We start from the raw sequence: 18706 nt of genomic DNA on the forward strand, positions 1-18706 counted from the left end.
AGGCAGACCTTCCTGAGCTTGCCGATCTCGGAAGGCACGTGCAGACCTTTCGTCATGGCCTCCTACCTTTCTTTCGGGCCTTACTGGCCGAATGTATCAGCGCCCCTCCGTATGGGACGCTGCTTGCTGACAGCTCTAGTTATATCCAAAAACCACCCGCAATTCCACCTCGCCCCCGAACGGTCAGCAAAGTGCGATGAACGGTATATCGCATATGATTCCCCCATGATGCACTTCAGTTCTCTAAAGCATATTTTCAAAGGTAAACGTTCTTTTTTCTAAGGAATTAAGCTAGATTGCACAAATATTTTCATGTTTAAGAATTGCATAGCTAAAACGGTTTTCTGCATATATTTGTCGTTTGTCCACGATTCGATTTGGATTCGATTATATTCAGCTCGCAATCATTCTTATTCATACATCCTCATCAGTTGAGTATGGATATAGATTGTTTTCAAAACGAGTTGGACAGTTAGTCGCATGCCTTGACAGCGTAAGAAGTAGGTAAAGATACCGTTCGCACAATACGTCCGTGCCACAAGTCGACTAAATTGAGACAATAGTGAATAGGGTTAGGCTACCGTCCCCTGCGGGGACTGAACGGACAGATGCATATGCCGAGCAAAATCGAAAAAAAGCAAGCCGCCGCAAAGCTGCGCAAACCGCCGCGCGACTTCTCGTACACGCAGAACCGAGAGCTCAGCTGGCTACGCTTTGACAACCGTGTGCTCGACGAGGCTTTTGATGAGTCCGTGCCGCTGTTCGAGCGCCTTAAGTTCGTCTCGATTTTCGAGTCAAACCTCGATGAGTTCCTCATGGTGCGCGTGGGTGGCCTGTCCGACCTTGCCGAACTCAAAAAACAGCCTGTCGACAACAAGAGCAATATGACCGCCTCCGAACAGGTCGATGCTGTCATGGCCGAAATGCCCGGGCTCCTTACCCGTTGGGAGTCCATCTTTAAGAACATCGAGGGCAAGCTCGACACCCTGGGCGTTCACCGCGCCCGGATCGATTCGCTTACGCCCGAGGAGCGCACCTTTGTAACCCGCTACTTCCAGGCCTACGTGTCGCCGGTCATCTCACCGCTGGTGATCGACCCGCGCCACCCCTTCCCCAACCTGCGCAACGGCGCGCTCTACCTGGCGTGCGGCCTGGACGGCGTCACCGACGAGGAAAGACTGCTGGGCCTGATCGAGATTCCCGCCTCGATGAACCGCGTGGTCGAGATCCCCTCGCCCACCGGCACCTACTCCTACATTCTGCTCGAGGACGTCATCCTCGCCTGCCTGGACAGCTGCTTTGGCTCCTATAAGCCGCTGGATCGCGCGCTGATCCGCGTCACCCGCAATGCCGATATCGACCCGGACGGCGAGGGCGTCGAGGAAGAAGAGGATTACCGCCAGCACATGAAGCGCATCCTCAAGAAACGCTTGCGCCTGCAGCCGGTGGTGCTCGCCGTATCGGGCTCGCTTGAAAAGCCAACGCTCAAGACTATCCGCAAGGCGCTCGAGCTCTCGCGTCGCTCGGTCTTTACCTGCGATATCCCGCTCAACCTGGGCTATGTCTTTGGCATTGAGGGCAAGATTCCCGAGCACCTGCGCAACGAGCTGCTCTTTACGCCGTTTAAGCCGCAGCCCAACCCCACCATCGATATGACCCGCTCCATCCGAGAGCAGGTACTTCGGCACGACAAGCTGCTCTTTTATCCCTATGAGGCCATGAACCCCTTCCTGGATCTGGTGCACGAGGCCGCCTACGACCCCGAGTGCATCTCGCTGCGAATCACGCTCTACCGCGTGGCCAAGCAGAGCCGCCTGTGCGAGTCGCTGATCGATGCAGCCGAGAACGGCAAAGAGGTCACGGTGCTCATGGAGCTCCGCGCCCGCTTCGACGAGCAGAACAACATCGAGTGGGCCGAGCGTCTGGAAGAGGCGGGCTGCACCGTCATCTATGGTTCCGAGGGCTTTAAATGCCACTCAAAGATCTGCCAGCTCACCTATCGCGAGGGCATGGCGCTCACCCGCCTCACGCTTTTGGGCACCGGCAACTTTAACGAGAAGACGGCCAAGCTCTACAGCGACTTTATGCTCATGACCGCCCATCCCGGCATCGGCGAGGACGCCAACTTGTTCTTCCGCAACCTGTCGCTGGGCAACCTGCGCGGCGATTACCGCTTCCTGGGCGTGGCGCCGGTCGGCCTCAAGCCGCTCATCATGCGTGGCCTGGATCGCGAGATTCAGCGCGCCCTCGTTGGCGAGCCCGCCCGTGTGTTCTTTAAGCTCAACTCGCTTACCGACCGCGAGGTCATCGACAAGATTGCCGAGGCATCGTGCGCAGGAGTCCGCGTGGACATGATCATCCGCGGCATCTCGTGCCTCAAGCCCGGTGTTCCGGGCAAGACCGAGAACGTGCACGTGCGTTCTATCGTCGGACGCTTTTTGGAGCATGCGCGCGTTTACGCCTTTGGCGTGGACTCGGACATGATCTATCTGAGCTCGGCCGACATGATGACGCGCAACACCGAGCACCGCGTGGAGATCGCCTTCCCCGTGCTCGACCCCACCTGCCGCGCCCTGGTGCACGAGTACATGGGCATGCAGCTGCGCGACAACGTGAAGGCCCGCAGCCTCACGAGCGACGGCACCTGGGTCCCCGTGGAGCGTGCAGAGGGTGAGAAGCCCTTCAACTCGCAGGAAGCCCTGCTGGATCGTGCCTATCGCAACGCCGAGGCGGCCGCGCAGCAGCGCGCACAGGAGAAGGAACGCGTGGCCGAAGAGGCTATTCAGGCCGAGGTTGAACATGGGGCAGTTGCCAAACCGGAAGCGGTTGCCGCTCCCCCGGCGAATGAGCCCGGGGCTGCCGCAGAGCCCGCCGTGGAGAAAGCGCCCAAGGTTCAGAAGGTCCAGGCAACCGTCATTGAGCCCGAGCCTGCACCTGCACCTCAGCCCGAGCCGCAGGTCACCAAGCCCGCACCCGAGACAAGCGCCCGTCGCGATAGGCCCGCCGGCAAGACCAAGGCCATCGAGCGCCATCGCCCCGGTCGCGTGCGCATGGGACTGGGTCTGATCGGCCTAGGCCTTAAGACGCTCATTACCGGCAAGACGAAATAGTCGTTTGTAGAAGCAGTTTGTAGAAGCGCCCCGCATTTGAGGAAAGCCTCGGATGCGGGGCGCTTTTCCCTGCTACCATGGTGCGGACAACAACGCGAATGACAGGCAGGAATATGAAGCTCACTATAGAATCGATGACCTACGGCGCCGACGGGCTGGCGCACGCCGACAACGGCAAGGCCGTCTTTGTGCAGGGTGCCGTGGCAGGCGACACCGTCGAGGCCGAGGTCGTACAGGACGGCAAGTCGTTCATGCGCGCCCGCACCGCCGAGATTCTGGAGCCAAGCCTCGATCGCATTCAGCCTCCCTGCCCCTTCGTGGGCATCTGCGGCGGCTGCTCGTGGGGCAATCTCTCACGCACGGCACAGCTCGCCGCCAAGGAGCAAAACCTGCGCTCCACGCTCGAGCGCATCGGCAAGTTCGCTCCTGAGCAGGTCGATGAGTTGGTACAACCCATCTGCCACACCAAGGACGACTGGGGCTACCGCAATAAAATCGAGCTGGAGCCCACCGTCGTCAACGGTCGTGTTCGTCTTGGCATGCACGGCGTCAACCCCAGCAAAATCGTGACCGTCGATGCGTGCCCGCTGTTCGACAAGCGCTTCCCGAAGGCGCTCAAATCGGTCGTCGGCGCACTCAACTATCTGAGCGGAAGCCACGACCTGGGCCTCGAGCGCGTGGGCATTCGTGCATCGCGCCGCACCAAGGCACTCGAGGTCGCACTCTGGACGCCCACAGGCTCTTTTCCGCGCTCGCAGGTCTCCCGTGTGCTGGCGGACGCCGCTCATCCCACGAGCATCGTTCGTGTGATGAGCAAGGGCGAAAAGAAAGCCCGCCGTGTCTCCAAAGTCGAGATGCTCGCCGGCGAGGGCTCGTGGACCGAGAATATCGCCGAAGGCCAGATGCGCTTATCTGCCCCGTCGTTTTTCCAGGTCAATACCAAGGGCGCCGAGATTTTGATTGAGCTCGTTATGGACGCCCTCGACCCGCAGGAAGACGAACTGGCCGTGGACTTGTACTGCGGCGCCGGCACCTTTACCCTACCGCTCGCCCGCCGCTGCGACTTTGTCGCTGCCGTCGAGGCCTACGGCCCCGCCGTGCGCGATCTACGCCGTAACCTGGAAATCAACAAGCTTGATAACGTCGACGTCATTGGCGGAGACGCGGTGCGCGAGTTCCCCGACCAGGATGCCGACGTCTTGGTGGTCGACCCGCCGCGCGCAGGCCTCGCCCCCGAAGCGATCGACCTTATCGCCAGCACGAGTGCTCGCGATGTCGCCTACGTGAGCTGCGACCCGGCCACCCTGGCACGCGATCTCAAACGCTTTGTCGAAGAAGGCACCTTCTCCCCCGTAAAGATCACGCCAGTTGACCTGTTCCCGCAAACCTTCCACTGCGAGACCGTCGTCCACCTTAGGCGCAACTAGCCACTTAATCATTGCTCAGAAAAATCATTGGGAAATCGAGCGTGGCAAGCGGAGGTCTTCGGGGTATAAGACGGCTAATTGTATGCCGCCTATGAAAGGAACCCTCATGCCCAGCGTTGCCGTTCTCGCCGCCGATGGCTTTGAAACTATTGAATGCTTGACCATGGTCGATGTCATGCGTCGCGGCGGCGTGCGTGCCACGCTCGTCTCGATCATGCCCACGCGCGAGGTCGTAAGCTCGCTGCAGATCCCCGTGACCTGCGATGCGCTCTTTGATGAGATCAACTTTGACGAGTATGACTGCGTCGTGCTGCCCGGCGGCCTGCCCGGTGCCACCAACCTGCGCGCAGATCAGCGCGTCTGCGACGTAGTCTGCGAGTTCGCCGCAACCAAGCACGTCGCCGCCATCTGCGCCGCCCCGTTTATCCTGGGCGAGCTCGACCTGCTCGAGGGGCGCCATGCCACGTGCTTCCCTGGCTTTGAGAAAAGCTTTCCCGAAGGCGCCTATACCGGCGAGAAGGTCACGCAAGACGGCAACATCATCACTGCCAGCGGCATGGCACAGTCACTCCCCTTTGCATTGGAACTGCTGCGCACGCTCGCCGGCGACAAGGCCGTCGAGAAGGTCGCCGAGGGCATCCAACTATGATTTTGGCTTCGCAATCGCCGCGCCGCATAGAGCTGATGCGCGAGGCAGGCTACAACATTCGCGTGATTCCCGCGGATATCGACGAAACGCCCTTTGATGGCGAGGCCCCGCTCACGCTTGTCGAGCGCTTGGCACGCGCCAAGGCGGCTGCCGTTGCTGCCGAGTATGCCGAGCCCAATGAGCTGACGGTCGCGGCCGACACCATCGTCACCTTTGACGGCGAGATTCTGGGCAAGCCGGCAACCGAGGACGAGGCGCGCACCATGCTCCGTGAGCTTTCGGGCCGCACGCACCAGGTCGCAACCGGCGTCTGCATCGTTAAAGCCGGCGACGCTACAGCCCCGCATGCCGCCGAGAGCCTATCCTTTGTCGATGTGACCGACGTGACGTTCTACGAGCTCACCGACGAGCAGATCGAGCGCTACGTCGCCTCGGGTGAGCCCATGGACAAGGCCGGCGCCTACGGCATTCAGGGCACAGGAGGACGCATGCTCGTGCACGATATTTCGGGCGACTTCTATAACGTGGTGGGCCTACCCATCGCCCGCGTCGCGCGCGCGATTCAAAAACTCTCGTAATTGCATCTGGCGCTGGGTATCCCCCGGCGCCTACAATTTTGGCGTACCGTACGGATCCCGACCGGGCACAAGGCGCGGCGGAAAACCGATAGGAGTTAAACATGGATACACTGCTCGAGGCCATTGACGTCTGCGATGTCGATGGCTTTTGCTTTGGCAACTATACGGACGAGGAGGCCGGCACCGGTTGCACCGTAATCGTGGCACCCGAGGGCGCCACCGGCGGCGTTGACGTACGCGGTGGCGCTCCCGCTTCGCGCGAAACCGACCTGCTGCGACCCGAGAACACCGTCGACAAGGTACACGCCGTCTGCCTTTCGGGTGGATCGGCCTTTGGCCTCGAGGCTGCAAGCGGCGTCGCTCGCGAGCTTGAGAGCCGCGGCATCGGCCTTCCCGTCGGCCCCACACAGGTGCCTATCGTGTGCTCCAGCTGTATCTTCGACCTCGCCTTTGGTAACCCCACCGTACGCCCCAACATTGAGGCAGGCATCTCCGCCGTGCGCGAGGCACTCGACAACACCCCCACCACGCTCGAACAGGGCAACGTAGGCGCCGGCACGGGCGCCACCGTGGGTAAGCTCATGGGGCCCGCCACCTGCATGAAGGCCGGCCTTGGAGCTGCCGCCGTGGCACTCGGCCCCATCAAGGTGGGCGCCGTGGTCTCGGTCAACGCCTGCGGCAACGTGGTCGACCCCTTCACCGGCGAGTGGGTCGCCGGCATGCGCGCCGCAGCCGATAGCGACCAGATCGTCGACATGGAACTCGCAGCCTTTGCCGCCGCCGGATCCATGCAGATGCCGCTCGACCGCACCAACACCACCATCAGCTGCATCATCACCAACGTGGAACTCACTAAGGCACAAGCCACCAAGGTCTCCCAGATGGCCGCAGACGCCTACGCACACGCCATCCGCCCCACACACACCACCAACGACGGCGACACCATCTACACCCTCGCCAGCGGCAAACTGGGCGCCCAGGCAAGCGTCGCCGTTCCCCTAGACCTGCTGGGCATGCTCGCCGTAAGGGCCCTACAGACCGCCATCGTAAACGGAGCCAAAACCGCCAAAACCTCCCACGGCATCCCCGGCGCCGCGAAGTAGCCTAACCTGACCGGTTGCCCGGTGGGGCTTGGTTATGTTTGCTGCTCTACAGTCCTGGCTCGCACGAAGAGCACATTAAGTGCTCTTCGGCTCGTGCGGAACTCGCGACAAACATAACCAAGCCCCACTGGGCAACCTACCAACCAGATTCTTTTCAGCCCAGGCCCCTGTGTACCGTGCGTCGAAGATCTTCAAATTCAAATAACCTGACAATCGATTCTTATAGCAGAGGCCCCTTGGCCTTTAGTTTGATACAAGTTCCGCACGAGCCGGAAAGCACTTAATGTGCTTTCCGTGCGAGCAGGACTGTTCGCAGTAGCAAACTAAAGGCCAAGGGGCCCAGTCAACCTATCAGCAGCGATTACTCAGCAGCTAGTTGAATTTGAAAATCTTTGAGGCAAGACGGTATAGGCCAAGTGTGGTTTTGCCTCCGGCCCGTCCGCGCAGATTGGTGAAGAACCCGACCACGCCGTAGCGGGCACGACGATACATGCGCTCGTCGTAGGCCTTCAAATCATTCCACAGCGTCTTTAGGCGCTCGTCGGCGCAATCTTCCTCGGAAAGCTTGGTGAGCACCGAGCAGATCGCCATCATCATGGCGAAGTAGCCCATCATGTACGAGCGCAGGCGCGACGACTCAACATCGCTGTACAAGTGGTACGACTCCATCATGATACGCGTAACACGGAACTGCTGGTCCAGACGCTTGACCATCATTGCCTCGTTGACGCTCTGACCTTCGCGGCCGATAAAGTAGCGGTAGAGGTCGATGTCGGCGTAGTACATGGTCTTGCAACGCGGCAGTGGCACGTAGGCGTAGATGTTGTCCACATAGAACGTGTGCGGCGGCATGGGAAGGTTGGACTCGCGCAGCACATCCGTGCGATAGCACAGGCTGTGCATGAGTAGGTTCTGGTCCAGGCGGAAATGACCGATCTGATCCCAGGAAAAGATCTTTTTGCGCGGCAGGGCAAATTTGTAGCCAATAGCGGTATGCGTGCCCTCGTAAACCTTCTCGTACACGTAGTTCGAGATAAACAGGTCAACGCGCTGATCGCGCTCTTCAAAGCGACGCAGAATCGACAGCATAGTCGAAAGAGCCGCAGCGTCGAGCCAGTCATCCGAGTCGACAACCTTGTAGTAGGTGCCCTGCGCCTCGCGCAGACCCGAAAGGACGGCAATACCGTGACCGCCATTCTCCTGGTGCACCGCGCGGATGATTCCAGGATAACGGGCCTCCCACTCGTCGGCCTTGGCGGCCGTCTCGTCCTTGGAGCCGTCGTCCACCACGATAATCTCGATATCGGTGGCGTAATTGCTCCCCTCCAAGATGGAGGTGATGCAATGGTCCATGTCCTTGGCGGCGTTATACGAGGGAATACCGAATGTTATGACTTTATGCATGGCAGGCGATAATCTCATCCGAAAGATCGAGGGCGGAATTGGTCACAGCGTCCATATCGTAGTAACGATACTCGGCCAGACGACCCACCGGGTGGAAGTTCGTCAGGTTCTGGACGCGCTCAAGATAGCGCTCATAGAGCTCACGGTTCTCGGGCTCAAGAATGGCGTAGTACGGCGTCTCGTCCGAGCCGGGCGTATAGGCCTTAGAGTACTCCTTCATGATGGTGGTCTTGCCGGGCAGGACCTGACCGGTCATGTTCTTGAACTCGGTGATACGCGTGTAGTCCTCGCTCGTGGTGTAGTTGACGGTGCCCACGGGCTGGAACTGGTCCATATCGAGCGTCTCGAACTTCATATCGAGCGTGCGGTACGGCAACGCACCCAAGTCGAGGTTGAACAGCTCATCGAGCGGACCGGTATAGACAATCTCGCCGCCGTAGACCTTGCCGTCGATCTTGACGGTAGTCTCGTCGATTTCAAAGAGGTCACGGGCGTCCACGTCGCAGAACACGTCGATCAGGTCGTGGTCGAGCATGTGCTCAAAGAGCGCCGTGTAGCCCTCCTGCGGCATGCCCTGGAAGGGAGCTTGCGGGAAGTAGCGGTCATCATCGCCCACAAAGACGGGAACGCGGCCGGTGATCGAGGGATCGATCTGATCGGGCGTCTGGCCCCACTGCTTCATGGTGTAATGCAAAAAGACGTTCTCGTAGACGTAATCGGCGACCTCGGCCAAGTCGGGGTCGTTCTTCTTACGCAGCTCCATAATGGGCACCTTGACATCCTTGCCAAAGGTCTCCACGAGCTTCTGATACAGCTCCTCGCCGCGCTCGTCACCAAAGGCGAGCTTGAGACTCGCATGGTTGAAGGGCACGGGCATAAGGGTACCGTTGATGTTGGCGAGCACCTTGTGCTGATAATCCGTCCACTTGGTAAAGCGCGACAGGAAATTGTGCACGCGCTCGTTAAAGGTGTGATAGATATGCGGACCGTACTCGTGGATCAGGATTCCGGCCTCGTCAGTGCAGTCATAGGCATTGCCCGCAATGTGGCTACGGCGCTCCAAAACGGCAACACGATAGCCGATGGTCTCGGCAAGACGGCGGGCGCAAACGGCACCGGCATATCCAGCACCGACGACAATCATGTCGTACGCGCCGGCGTTAAAGCCTTCAGGCAGGCCTGAGGTAATCTGCATCGATACTCCTTGTCAAAAGCCACGGGCTCGTTAGCTGGGCTTTTCTCGAACATTCTTCGAGACATATTTATCAGAGCGATTATAGCGCTAATGCGTCCTATAATGAGCTTGCCACACAAGGAAAGCTCAAGCATCGCGGCGTACATAATTGAAAGGTAAACCCGCTAGCAGCGGGTTTATTCGTGAACAGCCGGGCGCCTGGAGCTTAGCGAAACGCTTGTAAGGAGTAACATGAGCGATTTCCTTAACCGTATGAAGTCTGCCGCCAAGGCCGACCTTAAGACGATCGTCCTGCCCGAGGGCGAGGATCCGCGCACCATCGTCGCGGCCACCAAGATCATCGAGGAGGGCCTGGCAAAGATCGTCATCCTGGGCAACCCCGACGAGATCGACGTTCCCGGCGCCACCGTCATCGACCCGCGCAATGCCGAGAAGCACGAGGAGTACGCGCAGAAGTTTGCTGAGCTCCGCGCCAAGAAGGGCGTTACCATCGAGCAGGCTCGCGCCCAGGTGATGGACGCCACCTACTTTGGCACCATGATGGTCAAGATGGGCGACGCCGACGGCCTGGTCTCCGGCGCCTGCCACTCCACCGCCGACACCCTGCGCCCTGCACTTCAGATCCTCAAGACCGCCCCGGGCACCAAGCTGGTCTCGGCCTTCTTCGTGATGTGCACCGACACCCCGCAGTTCGGCACCGACGGCACGCTGATCTTCGCCGACTGCGGCCTCAACATCAACCCGTCCTCCGACGAGCTCTCCGAGATCGCCATCGCCTCCGCTCACTCCTGGTCCACCTTCATGGGCAACGTTGAGCCGCACGTGGCCATGCTCTCCTACTCCACCATGGGCTCCGCCGGCGGCGAGGTCGCCAAGAAGGTCCAAGAGGCCGTAAAGTTCTGCAAGGAGAAGGCTCCCGAGCTCGCCATCGACGGCGACCTGCAGCTCGATGCCGCTATCGTCCCCACTGTCGCCCAGCTCAAGGCTCCCGGCTCCTCCGTCGCCGGTAAGGCTAACGTGCTGGTGTTCCCCGACCTCGAGGCCGGCAACATCGGCTACAAGCTGGTCCAGCGCTTCGCCGGTGCTGACGCCTACGGCCCCATCCTGCAGGGCATCGCCAAGCCGGTTAACGACCTTTCGCGCGGCTGCTCTGCCGACGACATCGTGGGTGTCGTGGCCATCACCGCCGTCCAGGCTCAGATGGCTGAGTAGCGTACGCATCGCCCGAAGGCCGTACGGGCTAACCCCTGAAAACGTCCTCGACCAATGAAACGCCCCGTTCTGCTCCTTCGGAGCTACGAACGGGGGCGTTTCTGGTCTGCGGAGTGTTTTCAGGGGTTAGCCCGTACGGCCTTCTACCGCCACGTAGCAATCAGGGTATCTGGGGTGGACGGCGGCTTGGCTACGAGCTGGGGCTGAAAATCTGAATGAATGGGTGCCGTTGCTGGAGGGTCAAACGATGCAGATATGGTCACTTTGGGACCGAAATGTTGGCTGCGGTCTGATGTCTGGCCCACCGGAAAGTGTGTCCCGGTTTGAAGGCGGATTGTGGGATGCAGCTTCCGCTTGGGGCCTGTTTGGGAAACCGTGGGACGGAATTATGCTTTATTGTGGGTCGCACTTTCCGCAACGTGCCTCAACCGGAAAGCGTGTCCCAGTATTTGCGCTCGAAATGGGATGGGGTTTCCGCCATCCGCCTGCTAGCAAAAAGGCCTCCGGAGCTGTTGCTCTGGAGGCCTTTTGTTTACTTGCAAATGCGCGCGTTAGTTGTTCTTGGTCAGGCGCTCGACGTCGTGGGCGATCATGTATTCCTCGTCGGTGGGGATGACCATGACCGTAACGGCTGAACCGGCGGCGCTGATGACCTGCGGGCCGTTGCCCACGGCCTTGCGGTTCTTATTGTTGTCGATGCGTACGCCCAGCCACTCAAAGCAGTCGCAGAAGGCCTTGCGGATCGACCAGTCGTTCTCGCCGATGCCGGCGGTAAAGGTGATGGTGTCCACGCCCGCCATGGAAGCGATCATGGAGCCAGCCTGCTGCATGGCCTTGTAGGCGAACATATCGAAGGCGAGCAGGCAGCGCTCGTCGCCCTCGGAGGCGCGTGTACGGATGTCGCGGGCGTCGTTGGAGATGCCCGAGATGGCAAGCAGACCAGACTGCTTGTTCATCATGTCATCGACTTCCTGATAGCTGTAGCCGCCCTCGCGCTGGAGGTAGCACACGGTGGCCGGATCAATGGAACCGCAGCGAGTGCCCATCATCAGGCCGTCGAGCGGCGTGAGGCCCATCGTGGTGTCGCGGCACACGCCGTCCTCGATAGCAGCGAGCGAAGCACCGTTACCCAAGTGGCACGAAAGCAGACGGTGGCAGCGCGAACCCAGGATCTCCTTGGCCATCATCCACTCATAGCGGTGGCTCGTGCCGTGGGCGCCGTACTTGCGCACGTGGTACTTGTCGCACACGTCCTTGGGCAGCGCGTAGGTATAGGCGACCTCGGGCATGGTCATATGGAACGAGGTATCGAAGACCGCCACGTTGGGCAGCTCCGGATACTTCTCACGGCAATACTCAATCGCCGCGGCCTCGCCGTAGTTGTGCAGCGGGGCGAGCGGGGCCACCTCGAGAATCTTGGCCATAACCTCGTCGTCGACAACTGCGGAATCATCGAAGTGCCAGCCGCCCTGAACGATACGATGACCAATGCCATCAATCGTAAAGTCGGTCTTCTCGAGCTCCTCGAGCACACGAGCGATAGCAGAGCGATGATCGGGGAAAGGGACCTCCTCGGTCTGCTTGGCGCCACCGTTCTCGGAGTGGCCAAAGATGCCCATGTCCGAACCGATACGTTCGCAGTTGCCCTTGGCGAAAACCTCGCGGGTATCGGTATCCAAAAGCTGATATTTAAGGCTTGAGCTGCCGGCGTTGACAACAAGTACGTTCATGAGACTCCTTTGCAGTGCAATACGGTCGACGCAGACCCCTTAAGGCGGCCGCATTTTAATAAGAAGTTATCACAACTTGATAAATAGCTATCAAGCATATCGCCCAACGAGCACAAAAGAGGGGCCGAACGGCGCTCGGTCGTCCAGCCCCTCCCCTCTTGCAATTACTTGCCGTTGACGATGCGCTCGACGTCGGAAGCGATCATGAACTCCTCGTCCGTGGGGATGACGAAAATCTTGACCTTGGAATCCTTGGCGGACAGGCACCAAGCGCCGTCGCCGCGCAGGGCGTTGCGGGCATGGTCCATCTTGACGCCCATAAAGGCCAGACGGTCGGCCACGCCAGCGCGGACAGCCGGAGCGTGCTCGCCGATGCCGGCGGTAAAGACCAGGGTGTCCATGCCGCACATGGAAGTAGCCATCTCGGCAGCCTTGGCGGCAATCTTGTAGACAAACATGTCGAAGGCGAGCTGAGCATCGGGGTCACCAGCGGCGGCGAGCTCCTCGACGTTGCGGCAGTCGTTGGTCTTGCCGCCGGTCACAGCCAAAAGGCCGGACTTCTTGTTCATCATCTCGTCGACCTCGTCAAAGGTGTAGCCACCCTCGCGCTGCAGGTAGCACACGGTAGCCGGGTCGATGGAGCCGCAGCGGGTGCCCATCATGACGCCATCGAGCGGGGTGAGGCCCATGGTGGTGTCCATGCACTTGCCGTCCTCGATAGCGCACAGGGAAGCGCCGGAGCCGATATGGCACACGACGACCTTGCGGGCCTCGCCGTTGGTCATCTCGGCGACCTTCTTGGAGATGTAACGGTAGCTGGTGCCGTGGGCGCCGTACTTACGGATGTGCAGCTTGTCGCAAACGTCCTTGGGTAGAGCGTAAGTCTTGGCGACCTCGGGCATGTTGAAGTGGAAAGCGGTGTCATAGACCGTGACGTTGGGCAGGTCGGGATACTGCTCCAGGCAGAACTCGATAACGTTGGCCTCGGGGTTGTTGTGGAGCGGCGCCAGCGGGGCGACCTCGCGGATCTTAGCGAGAACGTCCTCGTCGACAAGGGAGGAATCGCCAAAGTACCAACCGCCCTGAACGATGCGATGGCCGATGCCCTCGATCTTGACGCCGTTGGCCTCGAGGTCCTTCAGGACGACCTCGATGGCGACCTTGTGGTCGGGGAACTCGATGTTCTCGGTCACCTTCTTGGAACCGTTAGCAGCGTGGGTGAAGGTACCGCCGGTAAAGCAGACGCGCTCGCAGGAGCCCTTTGCGGACACCTTGTGGGACTTGGTGTCGATGACCTGATACTTAAGGGTCGAAGATCCCGCGTTGACGACCAGAACGTTCATGTGTCTCCCTACTAACAGGCGGTGTGGCGCCGCCAGGTTACATACGCTTCAATAATAAACCCAAACGCCCTCGCGCTCGGGTTTATTGGCGTTGATATATAAGTTATCGGTGTCTAAATACTCATGTCCTTTGGCTTGTAAGACGAAATAGCGCGGGGATATACACCAAAGAAGAAATCCCGAGCGCGACAAGCAATACGACTCGAATGCCCGCAGCGCTGCTCAACACAGCGTTGAGCAGATAGAAAAGAACAGCACCCACCGCCACCATCTGGCTTTGAACCGAAATCAATGAACAGCGCATCGAAGAATCAGCAGCATTTTGAAAAATTGAGTATTTAATTGGAGCAAACAACGAGTACGCAACCGTCTGCAGCACATAGAACACGGGCAGCAAATTAGCCGGAGTAAGGGGGATCAAAAACAAAGCTGTCAATACTAAGCGAATGATGCCGCAAATACGCGCAAAACGGCCCTTGTCGACATGAGCAATCACACTGGGCACAATAAGCCCCATGGAGGCCGAGGCAAGGAGCTGGACCGCAATGGTCACACCCGAAGCGACGGAATTCATTCCGCGGCCCGCAAGCAGCACTGAGAAAAAGTCTTCCAGGGCGACAAAAGCAAATGCCTGAGAACAGTCCATGATGAACGCTGAACGAAGAATGCCATTACACGCAATAGCGGCACCGATCATCTTCGGGCTAATTCCACGCTCAGGTGCCCCCGCAGTGCCCCCTCTTCGCATCTCAGGAATGCAGACAACGACAACCAACGTCAACACCATTGCGATGATATCTGCCGAAAGACCAATGAGATATGCACCGACAGACGAAATGAAACCACCCACGCAAGCGGAGATGGCATAAGAGGCATAGAAAACAAATCGCTCAACGACATTAAGTCTTACGAGCTGGTCCTGAGAGACGCTGTCAATGTAAATCGCTTCTATGGATCCGCTCAGACATGCAACGGCAAAACCTTTGAGAGCGAACGCACCGATTAAAAGCAGAGGGAAACGGACGAGAAGCAGGGCAGCGTAGTATCCAAGCATCCCCACGACGCCAACGAGACCGCTTGTCTTTCGTCCAAACCTATCAGCAATATAGCCAGTGGGAACTTCGAGGATGAACTTGCTCACTTGATATGCAATCATCATGCTAGAAATCGCCACTATCGAGAATCCGACGAATTCAAGGTAAACCGTCAGAAAATACAAAATGGTGCTGAAGTTCGACAGAAAAACGAACGTCATATAAAGCAAAACCGTACGGTTTTTCATGCTCCGCCCTCCAAGAGTCAACAATCTGAATCGGAATCTTGGAAAAGCATGAGGGCAAAGCCGTCAGTCATGTGTTACAAGGCGTCAACATTCACTTGACAACACGAGGCCAAATGGCCTCACGAAGCAAGATGACGCAATAGGTGAAGAAATACCGTCTGGTGTCGATCGGTCCAGGCATTTTGTCGATAGCAAAAGTAGATGGGCAAGGCTACGTCATGCGAGCCTTCAATAGAGCACTCGCTCACTTCCAATCCATCTGATGCGAGAGAAGAGCCAGAAAAACTCAATATCAATCCCCCGGCTTGAAGAAACTCAGCCTGCGCCCTGCTTCCGTATTCGACATCGCGAAAGCGGAAATTAACCAGCTGAGCTTCGGGACATTGATTGATTGCATTGAGACAGGGTGACAAATTAATGGGAACAGCGAGCCTGCCGCCCAGTAACTCACGAATGGTCATAGCGTCAACAGATTGATGACCAGCTGGGCATGAAAGAACCCTGAGCTCCTTTTCACCCATATATTTTGAAGAAAGGACGCTGTCCCGTGGTTCCTCAAACGAGATAGCCGCGTCCGAAATTCCAAGTATAAGTGATTCAAAGCATGTTGCCGTTGGCTGATGCCACACATCAAGATGAATCTGAGGGTGCGAGCTTTCAAACGAGTCGTACCAGTTTTCGGAAAAAAGGAGCCCCCGCCCGTGAAGACAGGGGGCGTAAAGACGGAAATGGCCGTCGGGCGAAACGCCGCCGTTCCCCGATTGAGCGTACTTTTTGAGATCGTCGACTTGCGCCAGGATCACGCGTGCACGACGCGCAAATTCTCTGCCCGCCGGAGACAAAACAGCCTCCCCCGCCGATCGGTCGAGCAAAACAATCTGATACTCAGATTCCAACTTTTTTATTGCCGACGAAACGGCCTGCGGACTCACGTGAACGGCGCGAGCTGCTTTGCGCACGCCGCCATAGTTCGCTACAGCTTGAAGGTATTCGAGTTGAGAAAGCTGCATAGATTACTCCAAAGGCAGCCAAGTCGACGGCCTACGCGCCCTCAGATGAGGTTCTCGCCCAGGTTCTTGCCGCCGAGGACGTGCATGTGGAAGTGCATGACGGTCTGGCCGGCGTTGACGCCCTTGTTGGAGATGACGCGGAAACCGTCCTCCAAGCCCTTGGCCTTAGCGACCTCCTGGATGGCGTGAGCCATGGCGCCCATGGTCTCGGCAGGTACGTTGTCGGCGATGTCACTGTAATGCTTCTTGGGGATCACGAGCGTATGGACCGGCGCCTGGGGATTGAGGTCGTCGAAGGCGATGACCTGGTCATCCTCATAGACAACGGTCGAGGGGATCTCGTGGTTGGCAATTTTGCAGAAGATGCAATCGCACATAGTTGGTTCCTTTCTCACAGACCAAGGTAATTATATTTGGTCGGGATGGCTAGAACGAGAGGTTGTCGTCGGTGTTAGCGGCTTCGCCGTCGGCGAGCACGTCGTTGCCGTCGACGTCCTTAAGAAGCACCGAGACCTTCTGCTCGGCATCGGACAGGCGGGTGCGCAGGCTCTTGAGGAGCTCGACGCCGCGGGTATAGCTCTCGAGCGATTCCTCGAGCTCCATATCGCCCGACTCCAAGCTGCGAATGATGAGCTCCAACTCCTGCGAGGCCTGCTTGTACGTAAGCTGCTCGACCGGGGTTTTCTCTGCCATATCTGTTTCCTTTCCTAAAGGTTTATCGCTATGAAACGCGGTCTACTCGACCGTATCGACCGTTGCCGCAACGTTACCGTCTGCCATGCGCACGCGGATGGCGTCGCCGGGCTTAAAGGTCTTGGCGCTCGTGGCCACCCCATCATCGCTGTACGCGATGGAATAGCCGCGGGCAAGCACCTTGAGCGGCGACAGGGCATCAAGCGACGCGGCAGCTCGGCCCAGGTCGGACGCGGGCTTGCTGAGCATCGAACGTCCCTGATGCTCCAGACGGGAACTCGCAAGCGTGAGCGCATGGCGCTTGCCATCGAGCCCCGAGGTGCTTGTAACCAGACGCTCGGGCAAGCGCTCAAAGTTGGAGCGGAATGTCCCGACCGAGCGTACTATGGCGCCCGACAGGCGATCAGCAGTCAGCGCAAGCTCCGATTCGCGACGCTCAACCATAAATGTGGGGTCGTTGAGGCACGGGCGGCACGCAGCCGCATCGAGTGCATCGCCCAAGCGAGCCGAATAGGTATCCCAGGCACGGCGACCACGCTGATCGAGCATCTCCAGGTCGACCTGGGCCGACCCAATCATCGATGCCATCGCGGCACCCAGGCGCTGATGGCGCGCCTCGAGTACATCGGCCAACTCCGTCATAGCCGGCGCCACCGATTCTGCCGCCGCCGTGGGCGTGGAGGCGCGGCGGTCGCTCACCATGTCGCAAATCGAGGTATCGGGCTCATGGCCAATGCCGGTCACCACGGGCACAGGACAAGCCGCCACCGCACGGGCAAGCTCCTCGTCGTTGAAGGTCATGAGGTCCTCGAAGGAGCCGCCGCCGCGCACCAGCAAGATGCAGTCGGGCGCTGGCGTGATGGCGGCGGCACGGCGCAGGCCCTCAATAAGCTCGGCCGGCGCACCCTCGCCTTGAACCTTAGCGCCCACGCAGACGAGCTCGACGAGCGGGTTGCGACGACGCAATGTGCGCTTGACGTCGTCGATTACGGCACCCGAAAGCGAGGTAACGACCGCCACGCGGGAGCAAAACACCGGGATGCGGCGCTTACGCGCTTCGTCCATCAGGCCCTCGCGGCGTAGCTTTTCGGCCAGTTGCGCCACTTGTTGACGCAGCAGACCCTCCCCCGCCAGCGAAAACGAGCGAGCGACAAAGCTCATGCGGCCCGTGGCCTTATAGAGATTGAAGCTGCCCTTAAAGCTCACCTGCATGCCGTCGCGCAGATCGAACGTGCGCTTGAGATAGGCGCCCTTCCAGATGATGCAGTCGACGGCCGCCGAGTCGTCCTTGATCTGAAAGTAGCAGTGGCCGCTTCGGGCGTTGGGACCACGAAAACCCGTGACCTCGCCCAAAACGCTCAGCTGCGGAATGGCATCGAGCGCGCCGGCGGCGATCTCCACCGCCTGGCTCACGCTGAGCTCCTTGCGCTCCTGATCGTCCGAACCGTCGAACTCGGCGGAAACGGCATTGCCGGTTAGATTCCAGCCCGCCACGCAGCCTCCTTTCGTCATCGTGCACATGGGCTCCGGCCCTGCGCAAATTCAAGTCCAACACATAGTACAGCGCCACGGGGACACGAATCCCCGCGGCGCCTGCCTGTCCCATTTGTTATCGGTTGGAGTTTCTGTTGTAGCGAGCCATAAGATAGAGCAGCTGAATAATCGAGGTGAGCGCCGCAGCCACATAGGTAAGCGCGGCGGCCGTCAGCACCTTCTTGGCACCGTTGACCTGCTTGGAGCTCATACCCGACTGCTCAATATACGCCACGGCACGCCGGCTGGCATCAATCTCAACCGGCAGCGTAACCAGTTGGAACAGCACGCTAAACGAGAAGAAGATCAGTGCGAGGGTCGTGAGTCCCGCGATGTTCATAAACAGGCCCAAGAGCAACATGGATTGGCAACACCTATTTGGACGATTCCGGGAGGGACAGCCCCGCCTCCCTGAACTCGACCGGAGACATGTAGCC

15 protein-coding genes and 1 pseudogene are annotated in these 18706 nt (G+C 59.1%); 6 read left to right on the forward strand and 10 right to left on the reverse strand.

Features of this window, described 5'->3' with window-relative positions:
* The first annotated feature begins 614 nt into the window (after window positions 1–614).
* From ppk1 to I2E45_RS04065, 5 genes are all read left to right on the forward strand, one after another.
* Complete coding sequence (ppk1, locus tag I2E45_RS04045; protein WP_229058816.1) at window positions 615–3110, forward strand: polyphosphate kinase 1; 2496 nt, start codon at window positions 615–617, stop codon at window positions 3108–3110.
* 98 nt (window positions 3111–3208) lie between these two features.
* Complete coding sequence (gene rlmD, locus I2E45_RS04050) at window positions 3209–4537, forward strand: 23S rRNA (uracil(1939)-C(5))-methyltransferase RlmD (protein WP_195444439.1); 1329 nt, start codon at window positions 3209–3211, stop codon at window positions 4535–4537.
* A 106-nt stretch (window positions 4538–4643) separates the two neighbouring features.
* Window positions 4644–5186: a DJ-1 family glyoxalase III gene (locus tag I2E45_RS04055; protein ID WP_055287259.1), complete on the forward strand. Its 543-nt coding sequence runs from the start codon at window positions 4644–4646 to the stop codon at window positions 5184–5186.
* On the forward strand, window positions 5183–5764 hold the full coding sequence (locus I2E45_RS04060) for a Maf family protein (protein WP_195444442.1): 582 nt from the start codon (window positions 5183–5185) through the stop codon (window positions 5762–5764). The genes I2E45_RS04055 and I2E45_RS04060 overlap by 4 nt, the downstream gene beginning before the upstream one ends.
* Window positions 5765–5865: 101 nt before the next feature.
* Window positions 5866–6867, forward strand: a complete 1002-nt coding sequence (locus I2E45_RS04065; RefSeq protein ID WP_195444444.1) for a P1 family peptidase — start codon at window positions 5866–5868, stop codon at window positions 6865–6867.
* 372 nt (window positions 6868–7239) lie between these two features.
* On the opposite strand, the gene I2E45_RS04070 is transcribed toward I2E45_RS04065, so the two are convergent.
* A complete protein-coding gene (locus I2E45_RS04070; RefSeq protein WP_195444446.1) occupies window positions 7240–8271 on the reverse strand; it encodes a glycosyltransferase family 2 protein in 1032 nt (343 codons plus the stop codon).
* Entirely contained in the window at window positions 8264–9466 is a 1203-nt protein-coding gene (gene glf, locus I2E45_RS04075; RefSeq protein WP_195444448.1) for a UDP-galactopyranose mutase, read from the reverse strand. The genes I2E45_RS04070 and glf overlap by 8 nt, the downstream gene beginning before the upstream one ends.
* A gap of 231 nt (window positions 9467–9697) precedes the next feature.
* Here glf and pta point away from each other — a divergent pair, with 231 nt between their 5' ends.
* Entirely contained in the window at window positions 9698–10678 is a 981-nt protein-coding gene (pta, locus tag I2E45_RS04080) for a phosphate acetyltransferase (protein ID WP_055309798.1), read from the forward strand.
* A 551-nt stretch (window positions 10679–11229) separates the two neighbouring features.
* Here the strand turns inward: pta and I2E45_RS04085 are convergent.
* From I2E45_RS04085 to I2E45_RS04120, 8 genes and pseudogenes are all read right to left on the reverse strand, one after another.
* Window positions 11230–12408 (reverse strand): acetate/propionate family kinase, encoded by a 1179-nt coding sequence (locus tag I2E45_RS04085; protein WP_195444450.1) that lies wholly within the window; start codon window positions 12406–12408, stop codon window positions 11230–11232.
* Window positions 12409–12572: 164 nt separating this feature from the next.
* The gene (locus tag I2E45_RS04090; RefSeq protein ID WP_118205994.1) at window positions 12573–13751 is read right to left on the reverse strand and encodes an acetate/propionate family kinase; all 1179 of its coding nucleotides are present in this window, start codon (window positions 13749–13751) and stop codon (window positions 12573–12575) included.
* Window positions 13752–13872: 121 nt separating this feature from the next.
* Window positions 13873–15033, reverse strand: a complete 1161-nt coding sequence (locus tag I2E45_RS04095; protein ID WP_195444451.1) for an MFS transporter — start codon at window positions 15031–15033, stop codon at window positions 13873–13875.
* A gap of 119 nt (window positions 15034–15152) precedes the next feature.
* Window positions 15153–16043, reverse strand: coding sequence for a LysR family transcriptional regulator (locus I2E45_RS04100; protein ID WP_195444453.1), 891 nt, complete (start codon window positions 16041–16043; stop codon window positions 15153–15155).
* A gap of 41 nt (window positions 16044–16084) precedes the next feature.
* Window positions 16085–16420: a histidine triad nucleotide-binding protein gene (locus I2E45_RS04105; RefSeq protein ID WP_035137921.1), complete on the reverse strand. Its 336-nt coding sequence runs from the start codon at window positions 16418–16420 to the stop codon at window positions 16085–16087.
* Window positions 16421–16469: 49 nt separating this feature from the next.
* Entirely contained in the window at window positions 16470–16736 is a 267-nt protein-coding gene (xseB, locus tag I2E45_RS04110; protein WP_006234311.1) for an exodeoxyribonuclease VII small subunit, read from the reverse strand.
* Between the two features lie 42 nt (window positions 16737–16778).
* Window positions 16779–18230, reverse strand: a complete 1452-nt coding sequence (xseA, locus tag I2E45_RS04115; protein WP_022094104.1) for an exodeoxyribonuclease VII large subunit — start codon at window positions 18228–18230, stop codon at window positions 16779–16781.
* 115 nt (window positions 18231–18345) lie between these two features.
* Window positions 18346–18630, reverse strand: a pseudogene (locus I2E45_RS04120) (zinc metallopeptidase); the annotation flags it as partial.
* Window positions 18631–18706 lie beyond the last annotated feature (76 nt).

Origin of the sequence: Collinsella aerofaciens (assembly GCF_015555045.1) — a bacterium.
Classification (GTDB): domain Bacteria; phylum Actinomycetota; class Coriobacteriia; order Coriobacteriales; family Coriobacteriaceae; genus Collinsella; species Collinsella aerofaciens_W.